Origin of the sequence: Streptomyces sp. NPDC002870 (genome assembly GCF_042888505.1) — a bacterium.
Taxonomy (GTDB): domain Bacteria; phylum Actinomycetota; class Actinomycetes; order Streptomycetales; family Streptomycetaceae; genus Streptomyces.
In genome coordinates this window covers 165696-179735 of sequence record NZ_JBIAPW010000001.1, presented here as the reverse complement: position 1 = coordinate 179735, position 14040 = coordinate 165696, and the positions used below count along the sequence as shown (strand labels likewise).

The following is a 14040-nucleotide window of genomic DNA, read 5'->3' as shown; positions in this document are numbered from 1 at the left end:
AGGGGCCAGAGCTGCCCGTGAGGTGTGGCGCTCATGGGAAGTGGGGGCGTGTGCGAAGGCGAGCACTGCGCCGCTCAGGGGGGTTGGTGACCGGCAGCTGCACCGTCAAATTCGTTATCATCGCCGGATCTTCACAGGTAACTTTGTGATGAGCGCGTTCCGGTGAAGCGAGGCGAACCACAGTGCAGCAGTCCACTTCGATCGGCACCTACCAGTCCCGGTTTGCTACCTATGCCCGGAGCCTGAACCCGTCGCTACTCTCCACATTGCGAATAGACGAGGCGACGATCCTTGCGGCCGAAGTGGCTGTGTCGATCTGCAAGCTGCTGACAGATTCGGACAACTCTCAGCCCTGGATGGAGCGTATCGAGAAGTACTTCGAAGATGCCGACACCAGCGCCTTGGAAGAGGGTTTCGAGGGCATGGTGAAAGACTTCCAGGACGGGAAGTCAAAGATATGGGTGGAGAAGTACAAGAATGACGGGTACCGAGATTTCGCCTTGCGACTCCTCGGGGCTGCGCGGTACCGACTGCTCATACAAGCATTGAAAGAGGACGTTGCCGTAGCAGCCTTGGCGCTCAGACGCATCGTGCGCGGCGCTATGCCATTTGCCGTCGCGTGGAGCGACTCTGTCGGCACCCTGACGAAAGACCAACTGAAAGCCAAGAGCAAAGCCGATTTCGCCGCACTCAACGTCGTGCACCTGGTCATCAGTCTGGACGGGTTACTTGGCGAAAAAGTCCTTGCCAAACTCCCCATGGAAGTCACGGCCGCCACGAACAGCGACGTCACCGCCTGGAAGATGGAGGGCGCGGCGGACCTTGTCAGCCAGTTCCGCAGCCTGGTTGCGGAAGCATCAGCCAAGCGGGTGGAGCGCGCGAACTCCCCCCTCATCAGGAAGATCAAGGGTGCGCGAGCTGCTCTCACGTACTCCGAGGACGGCACCTCGCAGGCAGCGAACTCGCTCATCGAACTCATCGACAGAATCATGGGTGAGGCGTATCCGCCTCACGCCGTACTGGAATGGGTCGATGCCAACCTTCCCAACGAACCGGAGCTCACGCACTTTGACAAGGATCAAAAAAGGAAGCCGACCAAATACGGCGAGGCCTTGTGCTTTGTCTACGGCGGCGGTTCTGTGCTTCGACCTGCCACCGAACACGATGAGAGTGAAGGACCGAGCCTGATTCACGAAATGATCGCCCGGGCTGTGGTATCAACCCGGAACAGACTGCAAAAAATCAAGCACGCCGACACTGGTTCACCAGAAGAGCGCGAACAGCTTCTCACACTCTTCACGGCACTCGAAGGCGCGCTCATGCTCGGGCTCTCAATCGGGAAAGCGTCAGCTCCATTTGAGCTGCCCGCAGTGTAACGGGCAACGCAGCGCACGGGCAGGTGGCCGACGTCTGCCGCTCGTCTGCTCACCCACCTGACCGGCACCGAACACGCCACGGGGCCCCGAACGATCAGCCATGACGTCCTCAGTGCCTGGCATACGGAGTCGCTCGGTTCAGCAACGCCGCGACGCGCGTGTCACGGCGCTGCCCACTCCTGTCCAAAACCACCACGCGCCCCGACACGACACGAAGCCGAACCGAACTGGTGATCAGTGGTCAGGTGGACAGAGCCTCGCCCGCGGAAGACGTTAAAGGAGTCGGGGCCGTACAGCCGCCGAGAAACGCGAGTTTGAGCCCCCGTGCGAGTCTGATTGATCTCGCCCTGCCAGCGCTCGCTGACGGCCCGCTTGCGGGCCGGCCAGGGCCAGTAGCCGGTCCCGCAATTAGCCGCCGACCGGCTCGACCTCGCAGCCAGCGGCAACGACGGCGTCGTACCAGCAATCAGACCTTGATGAAGCGATGGAGTTTCATGCGCGACCGACTCATCACGACTCATTCCCCACCGGATCGAGCCGACCACCGACTTCAGACTGGCTTGTCGACCACAGTGAGCAGCGCGGCGGCGATGCCGATCAGCGCCTTCGCCTCGTCCGGGCTGTACTTAAAAGCCGAGGTAACGGCATCCGCGTGCACCGATCCACTCGCCTGGTCCTCAACGACCGAGCGGATCGCCGCCCACCGTTCATCCTGCAACCGCAGACGACTGTCCTTATTGAGGGGCCAGGTCCAACCACTGTGGAGCCTGATCCACTCAAGGGCCCGGCGGGCATCGAGAATCGCGCCGTCGAGGTCGCTCTCAAGCAGCCGCCGCTGCGCGGACCGCAGGTGCTGTGCAGGCTCGGCCCGGGGGTCGTCCTCCAACGGGAAGGGCACCGTCATCTCGAAGGCAATCGACGGGCCGAGGGCATTGAGCTGGTCAATCCAGCGGCTTTTCGCAACGCTGAAGTGCAGCACTTCCGTCGTGCTCCCGGGGTAGCCGGTTGCTTGGGGCAGCGTCCCTGTCACCTCAAGCTCCATGCGAAGGTCGCCGTCGCGAGCCTCGTTGATCGCGTGGAGCTGAGCGCCGGTGAGCAAGAACTTCAGGGTGCGGCGCTCGATGCCGGTCTCCGGTGTGAACGGCAGCATCTCGGTCACCCGGCCGAGGAGCATCCGCTGGTACGACCCATGAATGCCGTAGAGGTCAGCTTGAAGGGCAAGGAACCTGCCGACCTCCTGGGCGGGTGGGGCCTTGACTTCCAGCCCCAGTTGCAGGCAGATCATGCCCATGCCCTTGAGAAGCTGGATGCTCTCCTCCTGGACGTCGAGGGTGAAGTCCCCGACTCCGGCATCGAAGCGCATAACGTTCACGACCGGCTCCTCCGTAGTAATGCCTCCGGCTGATTCTTCACCAGTCGCCGTCTCGGTTCCCTCGATTTACAGGAACCCCGAACAGCGCTGCTTCTGGCAGCCTGGCGTTCGGGGCCTCGCAGCCCCGTCGCCTCTGGCACGACAGTCCGGTTCTCGTACGTCCGCCCGTCCACCGCTCTGCACGCTCGCTGCGCGCCTGTCCACCGGTTGTCCACCGGCGACCTTCAGGAGCGGCTGTCGGGCCGGAGTGTCGTGGGAACGTGCAGTCACGGTGCGCAAAAGGCCCATGCCAGAGCACGTCTGACCTGGGCCTCTTTGGAGCCGACTTCGGGATCCGAACCCGAGACCTACACATTACGAGTGCACCGACCTCAGACCACAAACACTCCACCGCAGACCACGTCCTACCACGCGGCAGTTGCAAAGCCGTCGGGGTAGAGCAAGAGCGTCATGCCCCATCGATCCGAACCAGCTCAGAGGCATCGCCCGCCCCTCTGCTCCTGGGACTTTTCAGGGACTTTCAGCGCTGTCTGAGGGACTTCGGAGGGACTTTTCGCCGCCTAACGTAGCAAGCCATCGAAAGATCGGAAAGGGCCTCCGACGCAGGTCAGAGGCCCTGTCCGAGGCAAAGCTGCAGGCAGCGGCAGACGAGTCGGGCTGTACGCCGGGTTCTGTCGCCCGGTCGCCTCGCGGCGGCCGGGGAGACGGCCATCCATCTAGGACCGACGTTGCCGCCGGTCTCGTGCGGTCTACCCGCGGACTCGGGCGGGCAGCCCTCGAACGTCCGCGCAGGGCCGCCTTTTACAGCGGCCCCTCTTGACCTTGCTCCGGGTGGGGTTTACCGAGCCGCCTGAGTCACCTCAGCCGCTGGTGGTCTCTTACACCACCGTTTCACCCTTACCGGGGACCGAGGTCCCCGGCGGTCTCTTTTCTGTGGCACTGTCCCGCGGGTCACCCCGGGTGGGCGTTACCCACCACCCTGCCCTGTGGAGCCCGGACGTTCCTCGGGGAGATCCAGAAGATCTCCACGCGGCCGTCCGCCCGGCTCGTCTGCCGTGGTGACCATGGTACCCGGCGTGTGCGGGGACAAAGCCCACGGAGGCGGTCGCCCAGGCCACGCGGCCCCGTCCACGCGGCGCCGTCCACGCGGCCCCCCGTCCGGCCATCAAGGTCCAGCCGGCAGGAGTCTCCTTGACCTTGCCGCAGCGTCATGGTTTGTACTGAGCCCCGTGAGGATCGGAGAGATCGCCGCGCTCGCCGGCGTCACCCCCCGCACCGTTCGCCACTACCACCACCTCGGCATCTTCCCCGAGCCCGAGCGTCTGCCCAACGGCTACCGCGAATACGGCCTCCAGCACGCCGTCGCCCTCGCCCGGATCCGCCGGCTCACCGAGCTCGGCCTCGGCCTCGCCGAGGTACGCGACGTGCTCGCCGACGACGCCGGGCGCGAGCTCGCCGAGGTGCTGCGAGAGCTCGACGACGATCTCGCCCGGCAGCAGGACGCCATCGCCGAGCGGCGTATCCGGCTCGGCCATCTGATCAAGCAGGCCGGGGAGGGACGGCTGCCGGCCGAGGGCCCGGTGTCACCGGAGCTCGCCGGGCTCCTCGGCGCGCTCACGCCGAGCGACTCTCCGATGGCCGCCAAGGACCGCGCCCACCTGTCACTGCTGGACACCATCGTGCAGCCGGAGCAGCGGGACCGGCTGTTCGCGGCGCTGCGACCGCTCGCCGAGGACCCGGAAACCGCCCTGCGGGTGCAGCAGTTGTACGAACGCCTCGACGCCCTCTCCGACGCGGAGGTCGACGACCCTCGCATCGGCCCGCTCGGAGACGAGCTAGCCGCGAGCATGCCGGACGAGCTGCTCGACCTGATGCGAGGGGCGCCAAAGGAGACCGACAGCGCGTTCGGCGAGGCGTTCCTGGCCGACTTCGCGCCCGCGCAGGCCGCCGCCGTACGACGGATGCTGACCGTGCTCACCGCCCGCGCCGAGGAGCTCCGATGAGGGCCGCCCGACCGGCCCTCGCCCTGCGCGACGCCGCTCTCGCCCTCATGCCCACCGCCCTGCGCAGGCTGCTCGCGCACGAACTACGGGCGGCCCACAGCCTCGGGCTCTGGATAGTCCGTCGGCGGCACGGCGTCGGCAAGGGCGCGCACGTGGCCGCGTACACCGGGCCGCAGACCGCCCTGATGTACGGGTTCATTTTCGTATCGGTCGTCGAAACGGTGGCGCTCGCGGTGCTGATTCGCTGGCCGCTGGTCCACGCGATCACACTCGTCATCGATGTGTACGGCGTGCTGCTGATGATCGCCATGCACGCCGCCTGTGTGACGCGGCCCCATGTGCTGGGCGCGGACGGGTCGTTGAGGATCCGCTACGGCGCCCTGTTCGACCTGCGGATACAGCGGCAGGACATCGTCCGCGCGCGCGTGGACCGCCGTTTCCCCGACGGGAGGCTGATCCAGCCGCGCGAGGACGGGTCGCTGGAACTGATCGTCGCGGGTCAGACGACCGTGACCGTAGAGCTGGCGGCGCCCGTCGACTTCGTACGGCCGCTCGGCAGGCGAGGGAGCGCGCACACAGTCCGCTTCCACGCCGACGATCCGAAGGCCCTCGTCACCGCCCTCGTCGCGGCCCTTACTCAGGCACGAACAGCACCTTCGCCGACCCCGGGTCCGCCTGCGTGAGCCGGACCCGCAGCCGCTCCCCCAGTGGCAGCTTCGACTCGCCGCCCTCGACCCTCCCCACCACCGCCGGGTCCTCCAAGTGGACCGTGCCGACGGCCGGTTCGCGCTCGTGCACATCCACCACGATCGCGTCGAAGACCTCGCCGACCCGCTCCCTCAGCAGCGCCGCCTCGACGATGTCGACGCACTCCCGCTCCACCGTGTTCGCACGCCGGGAGCCGTCCGCCATCTCCTTCGGCAGGGCCTCCAGCGCGGCGGCGACCCACTCCGGCGGCTCCTGTCCCGCCACCGCGGCCACGCACAGCTCGCCCGCGTACCGGTCGGCCAGACGCCGCAGCGGCGCGGTGCAGTGCGTGTACTCGTCGGCCACCGCCGCGTGGACCGCGGGCGAGGGCACCGCACCGCCCGTGAAGGCGGTGTAGCCCGCGCCGCGCAGGAGGGTTGTGCACTCCTGCAGGAAGGCGGCGTGGCGGGTGTTGTGCGGGTCGAGAGAGCGGACCAGTTCGGCGTACGAGACATGGTGCGGCCAGTCGATGTGCAGCGCCTTCGCCGAGCGGCGCAGCCGCGCCACCGCGCCGTCCGGGGCGGTGGGCAGGGTGCGCAGGATGCCGGTGCCCGCCGCGATCATGAGGTCGGCCGCGGCCATGCCGGTGAGCAGGGAGATCTGGGCGTTCCAGCCGTCTGCAGGGAGTGGGGCGCGGTATTCGAGGAAGTACGAGTGGTTCCGCTCGACGATTTCCTGCTCGGGGACGTTCAGGGAGATCCCGCCGCGTTCGCTCTCCAGCGTCTCGCGCAGCAGTCCGATCTCCTTGAGCAGCGCAAGCGGCTCCTCGGCGGTGCCCGCGTCGATCTGCCGCTGCACGCCCTCGTAGTCGAGCCTGGCCCTGCTGCGCACGAGGGCCCGCCGCACCTCGGACCTGACGGCCCGGCCCTCGGCGTCGAGGTCGATCTGCCAGACCAGCGCGGGCGCGGTCTGGCCGGGCAGCAGGCTGGCCGCGCCCTCGGAGAGCCGCGCCGGATGGAGCGGAACCTTTCCGTCCGGGAAGTAGAGGGTCTGCACCCGGCGGTGGGCCTCGGCGTCGAGCGCGCCGCCCGGCGCGACGAAGGCGGCGACGTCGGCGATCGCGTAGTGGACTCTGAATCCCCCGGCCTCGCGGCGGGCGAGGAACATCGCCTGGTCGAGGTCGACGGAGGCCGGCGGATCGATGGTGAAGAAGGGGATGCCGGTGGCGTCGCGGTCGGGCAGACGCGGGGTCCTGGCTGCCGATTCCGCCTCCGCGAGGACCTGCGCCGGGAAGTCCGCCGGCACGCCGAGCGTCGTACGCAGCTCTCGCAGGGCGGCCCGCAGCGGAGCCTCGGCTGCTCCGGTCACATGCATATGGCGGCGGGGCATGGACCGAGCGTATGGCGGTGCCGGGCGGACGGCACCCCGGATGACCGTAGGCTGGCGCGGGGGCCGCACCCCCGTCCCCGTACGTACGAAGGAGACTTGCCGTGCTCGTGCTGTTGCCGCCGTCGGAGGGTAAGGCCGCTTCCGGGCGCGGGGCTCCGCTGAAGCCGGAGTCACTGTCGCTGCCGGGCCTTGCCGGGGCGCGCGCCGCGGTGCTGGACGAACTGGTCGAACTGTGCGCCGCCGACGAGGAGAAGGCGCGGGAAGTACTCGGTCTGAGCGAGGGCCTGCGCGGCGAGATCGCGAAGAACGTGGAGCTGCGGACCGCTGGGACCCGGCCGGCCGGGGAGATCTACACGGGTGTGCTCTACGACGCGCTCGGGCTGGCGACGCTGGAGCCGGACGCGCGGCGCCGGGCCCGCAAGTCGCTGCTGGTCTTCTCGGGGCTGTGGGGCGCGGTGCGGGTCGGCGACCGGATTCCGTCGTACCGCTGCTCGATGGGGGTGAAGCTGCCGGGCCTTGGCGCACTCGGGGCGTACTGGCGCGAGCCCATGGAGTCCGCCGTGCCTCAGGCCGCGGGTGACGGGCTCGTACTCGACCTGCGGTCCTCCGCCTATGCGGCGGCGTGGAAGCCGAAGGGCGAGGTCGCCGGGCGTACGGCGACGGTGCGGGTGCTGCACTCGCAGCTGGTCGACGGGGTGGAGAAGCGGTCTGTGGTCAGCCACTTCAACAAGGCGACGAAGGGCCGGCTGGTACGGGACCTGCTGACGGCGGGCGCGAAGCCGGTGGGGCCCGGCGAGCTGGTGGAGGCGCTGCGGGATCTGGGTTACGTGGTGGAGGCGCAGGCCCCGGGCAGGGCCGGGAAGGCATGGGCGCTGGACGTGGTGGTGAACCAGATCCACTAGGTATTGCAGCATATGCAATGCCCTTTGCGCATGCTGCGGACGACGGGCAGGATGACGGCATGACCACCTCTGCCCTGCCCACCGTGCTCGACCTCGCGCCGGTCGTCCCCGTCGTCGTCATCGACGACGCCGCCGATGCCGTACCGCTCGCGCGTGCCCTGGTCGCGGGCGGTCTGCCCGCGATCGAGGTGACGCTGCGGACGCCGGCCGCACTGGACGCGATCCGCGCGATCGTGGCCGAGGTGCCGGACGCGGTGGTGGGCGCGGGCACGGTGATCTCGGCGGACGGTGCCGACGCCGCGATGGCGGCCGGGGCGCGGTTCCTGGTGAGCCCCGGGTGGACGGACCGGCTGCTCGACGCGATGCAGGCGTCGGGTGTGCCGTTCCTGCCCGGGGTGTCGACGACCTCGGAGGTCGTGGCGCTGCTGGAGCGCGGGGTGAGCGAGATGAAGTTCTTCCCGGCCGAGGCGGCGGGCGGCACTGCGTTCCTCAAGTCCCTTGCGGGTCCGCTGCCCCAGGCCCGCTTCTGCCCGACGGGCGGGATCTCGCTCGCCTCCGCGCCCTCGTATCTGGCGCTGCGGAACGTGGGCTGCGTCGGCGGTACGTGGATGCTGCCGGCGGACGCGATCGCTGCCAAGGACTGGGCGGGGGTCGAGACACTGGCGGCCGGGGCCGCCGCGCTGCGCGGCCGGGTCAGCTGAAGTCGAGGTCCACGAAGTCCGCGAGCGGGTGGTAACCGAGGCGCTCGTACAGGGCGTTGCTGGTGGGGTTGGCCAAGTCCGCGAAAAGCAGCACCTGTTCGGCCCCGGCGTCGAGCGCGTCGCGGCTCACGGCGGCGGTGACCGCACCGGCGTATCCCCGTCCGCGCAGCCCGGACGGGGTGTAGACGGGCGAGACCCGGGACTGCCCGGCGAGCAGCGGGGAGCGGGCGGCCATGGACACCGGCTGCCCATCCGTCTCCCACAGGTACAGGCAGCCGTCGGCGATGCGGCGGGAGACGTTCCCGGTCTGGTCCGCGTCGGAGGAATCACCGATGTCGGCGGCGAAGGCACGCATCCAGGCGGCGGCCAGCGGCACGTCGGCGGAGGTGGCCCGGCGCGCGGCGCCCGGCGGCGCGGGCCGCTGCGGCGTCAGGCTGCCGAGCCGGAAGAGCCGCAGCCGGGCGTCGACGGTCCAGCCCTGCGCGCCCGCCCACTCGTCGGCGAAGGCGTACGTGTGTGCCTCTCCGCCCCGCACACCGCTGAGTCCGATCCCGGCGGCCCGCAGCGTCCGCGCCAGCGCGCGGGCGAGCGGCTCGGCCATCGGCCCGAGCAGGGGCGGCAGGGGCGGCGTCTGCACGAACGCGCCCGCCACGTGGCCGCCGTTCGCGTTCGCGTTCCCGTCCCCGTTCGCGTTCCCGTCCCGCCACCATCCGAAGCGGGCGGGTTCCGCGTTCCCGTACGCATGCGGCCCGTGCCGCCGCACGGTCTCGCTGACGGTGAGCAGGGCGGTGCTGCCGACGGGGTCGCGGGTCAGACAGTCGTCGGCGGCCCGGCGGAACTCCTCGACGTCTTCGGTCAGTTGCCAGGTCATCGCGTCATCGCGTCAGCGCAGATGCGACGTGTCGTTCAGCAGCCGCAGCGATGCCGTGCCGTCCGAGTAGTACGCCACCGCCGAGACCGACGCCGCGGAGAGTTCCATCCGGAACAGCGACTCCGGCGGGGCTCCCAGCGCCAGTCGGACAAGGGTCTTGATGGGCGTGACATGGGTGACCAGCAGGACCGTGCGGCCCGCGTATCGGGCGATCAGCTTGTCGCGGGTCGCCGAGACCCGCCGCGACACCGTCGCGAAGCTCTCTCCGCCGCCCGTCGGGGCGACCTTCGCAGAGGCGAGCCAGGCGTCGAGGTCGTCGCCGTACCGCTCGCGGACCTCCGCGAACGTCAGGCCCTCCCAGGCGCCGAAGTCCGTCTCGCGCAGGCCGTCCTCGATGCGGACATCGAGGTTCAGGCGGGCCGCGACGGTCTCCGCGGTCTCGCGGCAGCGCTTCAGCGGGGAGCTGACGATCTCCTGGACGGTGCCGCGCGCCACGAGGGCGGCCGCGACCGCCTCGGCCTGGCGCAGGCCCGCCGGGGAGAGTGAAGGGTCGGTCCCGCCGCTGCCCGAGAAACGCTTCTCGGGGGTCAGGGGGGTCTCGCCGTGGCGGAGCAGCACAAAGGTGGCGGGTGCGCCGAGGTCGGCGGGGCCCCACCCGACGGACGGTGCGGTCGGCGCGGCTTCACCGGCCTCCTCGGCTCCGGCCACAGGCTCGGCGCGGACCGTGACCGCCTCGGCCGCGGACCCGTCGGTCACGACGCCGCCGGACAGTCCGCGCCCGGGCCCGAGCTGGGGCGCGACGCCGGATCCGCGACCCGCAGCCGCAGGCGCACCCGCGCCCGCGCCGCCCGTCGTACCGGTCAGCGCCGCCCTCGCCCTCGCCGCGCCCGCCGTCGCGTCGCCGACCACCCTCGCCGCCTCCGCGTCGCGTGCGTCGAGCTCCGCCGTGGAGCGCGAGGGCTCCCACTGCCTGCCCTTCCTGCCCGCGTCCATCGCTTCGTTGGCCAGCCGGTCCGCGTGCTTGTTCTTCTCGCGCGGGATCCACTCGTACGTGACCTGAGAAGCCGGGAAGACGCGCGCCGCCTCTGCCGCCAGCGGCTTCATGTCCGGGTGCTTGATCTTCCAGCGGCCCGACATCTGCTCGACGACCAGCTTGGAGTCCATCCGGACCCGGACCAACGCTTGGGGGTCGAGGGCCTTGGCCGCCTTCAGCCCCGCCACCAGGCCCTTGTACTCGGCGACGTTGTTCGTAGCGACGCCGATGTACTCGGCGGTCTCGGCGAGCGTCTCCCCCGTCTTCGGGTCGAGCACGACCGCGCCGTATCCGGCGGGGCCGGGATTTCCCCGGGAGCCGCCGTCCGCCTCGACGACGAACTCCCGCAGTTCCGGCACTACAGCCCCGATTCAGAGGTACGGATCAGGATGCGCCGGCAGTTCTCGCAGCGCAGCACCGTGTCCGGAGACGCGGCCTTGACCTCGTTCACCTCGGTGATGTTCAGCTCCAGCTGGCAGCCCTCGCAGCGGCGCTGGTAGAGGCGGGCCGCGCCGACCCCGCCCTGCTGGACGCGCAGCTTCTCGTACAGCTTGAGCAGATCCGCCGGCACGGAGCCCGACACGACTTCGCGCTCCTTGGTGAGCGAGGCGACCTCGCCGTCGATCTCCTCCTGGACGGCGTCCCGGCGCGCGGTCGCGTCGTCGAGCTTGGCCTGGACCGAGGAGACCCGTCCGGTCAGCTCGGAGACACGTTCCTGCACGGACTCACGGCGCTCCATGACCTCGAGGACGACGTCCTCCAGGTCGCCCTGGCGCTTGGCGAGCGAGACGATCTCGCGCTGCAGGTTCTCCAGGTCCTTGGGCGAGGTGACGGAGCCCGAGTCGAGGCGCTGCTGGTCGCGGACGGAGCGCTGGCGCACCTGGTCGACGTCCTGCTCCGCCTTGGTCTGCTCGCGGGCGGTGTCGCTCTCCTCGGTCTGTGCGGCGACCAGCAGGTCGCGCAGCTGCGTGAGGTCCTTGCCGAGCGACTCGATCTCGGCGTGCTCGGGCAGCGACCTGTGCTTGTGGGCAAGCTGCGACAGCCGTGAGTCGAGGGACTGGACGTCGAGAAGTCGGATCTGGTCGGCGGGCGAGGCGTTCAGTTGGGGGCTCCAGAAGAATGGTGGGAGGACCAGGGGTCGGTGACCGTGTGCGAGACGTGGACCCGAAGGCCCCAGCCGTGCCGGTCGGAAATCGCGTCGAGCTGGGCCGCGGCCTGCTCGCACCAGGGCCACTCGGTGGCCCAGTGCGCGGCGTCGACCAGTCCCAGCGGTGAGTGCTGTACCGCCTCGGACGCCGGGTGGTGGCGCAGATCGGCGGTGAGGAACGCGTCCACACCCGCGGCCCGTACGACGTCGAAGAGGCTGTCGCCGGAGCCGCCGCTGACCGCGACCGTACGCACCACGGCGTCCGGGTCGCCCGCGATGCGGACGCCCTGCGCGGTGGCGGGCAGGCGCTTGGCGGCGCGCGCGGCGAACTCGCCGAGTGTCTCGGGGTGGTCGAGCTCACAGATCCGGCCGAGGCCGCGGCGACCGTGCGGGTCCGTCGCATCCGGCACCAGAGGGCGTACGACCCGCAGGTCGAGCGCGCCCGCGAGGGCGTCGGACACTCCGGGGTCGGCGGTGTCGGCGTTGGTGTGCGCGACATGCAGGGCGATGTCGTGCTTGATCAGGGTGTGCACGACGCGGCCCTTGAAGGTGGAGGCCGCGACAGTCGTCGTACCGCGCAGATAGAGCGGGTGGTGCGTGACGATCAGCTGGGCACCGAGTTCGATCGCCTCGTCGGCGATCTCCTGGACGGGGTCGACGGCGAACAGCACGCGGCTGATCCCGGCGTCCGGGTCGCCGCAGACCGTACCGACCGCGTCCCACTCTTCGGCCCGCTCGGCGGGCCACAGGGCGTCGAGCGCGGCGAGAACTTCAGACAGACGGGGCACGAGGGAAAGGCTACCTGTCCTCAGTGCCCCTGCGGCCTGCGCTGGTCACTCGGCCAGGAAGGCTGGCCACTTGACCAGGAAGCGCCGGAGGACGTCCGAGGGCCTTGTCCTCGGCGGGGTAGGGACATGACGTGCTTCTGATCCAGCACTTAGGGGGACCTGACTTCAGCCATCGGCATTCCCGCTGAGCACACTCGCCCCCTTCCCCTCAGGAGAATCCGGGCATTGACCCCCATATGTGTGAAGTGGTGAGTCACGTGTTGTTCGGCAGGAAGTGCGATACCTAGCTTCGGTTGCCGGAGGTGACTGACCGATGACAGCCTGTGCCATCGAGACCGCCACGGAGGACGGGGCGGTGGGGCGTACGGGGATCACGATCACCGCGGACGGCGCATACGCGGCCCGGCTGGCAGGGAGCCGTCAGGCCCTGTTCCCGGAGCGGTGGACGCTCGGGCCCGAGCCCTACGCCGTGCCGCTGCCGCTGGACCAGCCCGAGGAGCGCGAAGCCGAGGTGCTGCCACTGGCCGACGGGCGGGTGCTGATCCGGCGGCGGGTGGCGGGACTGCATGTCTTCGCGCTGCTGTATCCGACCGGGCCGGGGACGGGCGAACTGCCGCTCGGCGCCATCGATTCGGCCGAGCTGCGGCTGCTTCCGCCTGCGCCGGACGGCAAGAGGGCGTACGCCCTGGCGCCCGGCGCGGAGTCGACGGCGGTCTGGCTGGTGGCGGGCGGGGCGTTCGGCCCCGAGCTTGTCGCCGAGGTGCCCGGCCGCTGCTCCGGCGGGGTCTGGCTGGACCGTGCGGGGCGGATACTGGCCCTGGACCGGCGGCTGGGCGGCGGCCCGGTGAAAGCGGTGGCGGTCGATCTGGAGCGGGGCGGGGAGGTGACGCCGCTGCTGCAGATCACGGACGACAGCGACGACCGGCTGCTGCTGGCCGACATGGACAGCGGCCTGCTGCTGATCCGCTCGAACGCGCCGGGCCACGACCTGCTCGGCTGGGGCGTGCTGGGGAGCATGCGGCCGGTCCGCTTTCCCGAGTGCCTGCGGCTGGCGGACTGCGCGGTGACGCCGTTCGCCGTACAGCCGGGGCAGGTGCTGATGCCGGAGAGTTGCGCGGTGGCGCTGCGGATCGACGGCGCGGCGGGGAGCTGGCTGGGGGTGTGGCGCCCCTCGGGACGGCGGCTGCATCAACTGGCGGCTCCCGATGGGTGGTTGGCGGGGGCCGGCCTGTGGAGCCGGGAGGGCGTCCTGCAACTCCCTTACGCCACCAGGGCGGTGCCGTGCGGGATGGCGCGGATCGACGGTCCGGCGGACGCGCTCGTACCGGATGTGATCACGGATACGAGGGTGATCACAGAACCTGCACCGTCGAAATGGCCTGGTGGGGAATCATCCTGGGGTACCGGGACTTCCATTGTGTACAAGCCGGTTCCTCTGCAGCAGGCACCTCTCACCGACGGCGGGTCCCCTGGTTAAACTCTCGGGCCGGGGCTACGCGGCCGCACCGACCGGACGTCGACGGTGACGGGGGTTCGCAGGTGTGGCAGGGGTGCCTTGCGACAGGTAATCAGCGATCACAACGGGGTGACTTCCCACATGTCTCAAGCCCGAACCGACACGACCCAGGAGCGTCCGCAGCCTGCGGCCGCAGAGCGGGCCGAAGCCGGCGGCGCCGGAAAGCACCGGGGCGGTGCGGCGACGACGGAGGAGTCTGCGACTCCCGCGCTTGGCCGCCACCGGCGGCCGGAGGGGGTTCGCAGCGCCTGACGC

General features: G+C 70.1%; 12 protein-coding genes and 1 other RNA gene. 6 read left to right on the top strand and 7 right to left on the bottom strand.

The features are described 5' to 3' along the window. Window positions 1-182 precede the first annotated feature (182 nt). Window positions 183-1376 (top strand): hypothetical protein, encoded by a 1194-nt coding sequence (locus ACFYWY_RS00880; RefSeq protein WP_389177538.1) that lies wholly within the window; start codon window positions 183-185, stop codon window positions 1374-1376. Between the two features lie 550 nt (window positions 1377-1926). Here the strand turns inward: ACFYWY_RS00880 and ACFYWY_RS00875 are convergent. Together ACFYWY_RS00875 and rnpB are read right to left on the bottom strand one after the other, a co-directional pair. Beyond that, window positions 1927-2748: a hypothetical protein gene (locus ACFYWY_RS00875; RefSeq protein ID WP_389177536.1), complete on the bottom strand. Its 822-nt coding sequence runs from the start codon at window positions 2746-2748 to the stop codon at window positions 1927-1929. A 644-nt stretch (window positions 2749-3392) separates the two neighbouring features. Beyond that, window positions 3393-3797: RNase P RNA component class A (rnpB, locus tag ACFYWY_RS00870), an RNA gene on the bottom strand. Between the two features lie 180 nt (window positions 3798-3977). Here rnpB and ACFYWY_RS00865 point away from each other — a divergent pair. Together ACFYWY_RS00865 and ACFYWY_RS00860 are read left to right on the top strand one after the other, a co-directional pair. Beyond that, window positions 3978-4751 carry a MerR family transcriptional regulator gene (locus ACFYWY_RS00865; RefSeq protein ID WP_389177533.1) on the top strand — a complete coding sequence of 258 codons (774 nt, stop codon included), beginning with the start codon at window positions 3978-3980 and terminating at the stop codon, window positions 4749-4751. Further along, window positions 4748-5434 (top strand): hypothetical protein, encoded by a 687-nt coding sequence (locus ACFYWY_RS00860; RefSeq protein WP_389177531.1) that lies wholly within the window; start codon window positions 4748-4750, stop codon window positions 5432-5434. Before ACFYWY_RS00865 ends, ACFYWY_RS00860 begins: the two co-directional genes overlap by 4 nt. Here the strand turns inward: ACFYWY_RS00860 and ACFYWY_RS00855 are convergent. Further along, a complete protein-coding gene (locus ACFYWY_RS00855; RefSeq protein WP_389177528.1) occupies window positions 5385-6827 on the bottom strand; it encodes an RNB domain-containing ribonuclease in 1443 nt (480 codons plus the stop codon). The two genes, ACFYWY_RS00860 and ACFYWY_RS00855, sit on opposite strands and share 50 nt — an antisense overlap. A gap of 101 nt (window positions 6828-6928) precedes the next feature. Here ACFYWY_RS00855 and yaaA point away from each other — a divergent pair, with 101 nt between their 5' ends. Both yaaA and eda read left to right on the top strand, forming a co-directional pair. Beyond that, window positions 6929-7729: a peroxide stress protein YaaA gene (gene yaaA, locus ACFYWY_RS00850; protein WP_389177525.1), complete on the top strand. Its 801-nt coding sequence runs from the start codon at window positions 6929-6931 to the stop codon at window positions 7727-7729. 59 nt (window positions 7730-7788) lie between these two features. Continuing rightward, window positions 7789-8430, top strand: a complete 642-nt coding sequence (eda, locus tag ACFYWY_RS00845; protein ID WP_389177522.1) for a bifunctional 4-hydroxy-2-oxoglutarate aldolase/2-dehydro-3-deoxy-phosphogluconate aldolase — start codon at window positions 7789-7791, stop codon at window positions 8428-8430. Here eda and ACFYWY_RS00840 read toward each other — a convergent pair. The 4 genes from ACFYWY_RS00840 to ACFYWY_RS00825 are packed head-to-tail and all read right to left on the bottom strand — an operon-like array spanning window position 8423 to window position 12269. Next, window positions 8423-9301 (bottom strand): GNAT family N-acetyltransferase, encoded by an 879-nt coding sequence (locus ACFYWY_RS00840; protein WP_389177519.1) that lies wholly within the window; start codon window positions 9299-9301, stop codon window positions 8423-8425. The genes eda and ACFYWY_RS00840 overlap by 8 nt on opposite strands. Before the next feature lie 12 nt (window positions 9302-9313). Further along, complete coding sequence (locus ACFYWY_RS00835; protein ID WP_389178395.1) at window positions 9314-10684, bottom strand: bifunctional RNase H/acid phosphatase; 1371 nt, start codon at window positions 10682-10684, stop codon at window positions 9314-9316. 8 nt (window positions 10685-10692) lie between these two features. After that, window positions 10693-11436 carry a zinc ribbon domain-containing protein gene (locus tag ACFYWY_RS00830; protein ID WP_389178392.1) on the bottom strand — a complete coding sequence of 248 codons (744 nt, stop codon included), beginning with the start codon at window positions 11434-11436 and terminating at the stop codon, window positions 10693-10695. Beyond that, window positions 11433-12269 carry a Nif3-like dinuclear metal center hexameric protein gene (locus tag ACFYWY_RS00825; RefSeq protein WP_389177516.1) on the bottom strand — a complete coding sequence of 279 codons (837 nt, stop codon included), beginning with the start codon at window positions 12267-12269 and terminating at the stop codon, window positions 11433-11435. The genes ACFYWY_RS00830 and ACFYWY_RS00825 overlap by 4 nt, the downstream gene beginning before the upstream one ends. Window positions 12270-12582: 313 nt before the next feature. On the opposite strand from ACFYWY_RS00825, the gene ACFYWY_RS00820 reads away from it, so the two are divergent. Continuing rightward, window positions 12583-13746 carry a hypothetical protein gene (locus tag ACFYWY_RS00820; protein WP_389177513.1) on the top strand — a complete coding sequence of 388 codons (1164 nt, stop codon included), beginning with the start codon at window positions 12583-12585 and terminating at the stop codon, window positions 13744-13746. The last annotated feature ends 294 nt before the right edge of the window (window positions 13747-14040 follow it).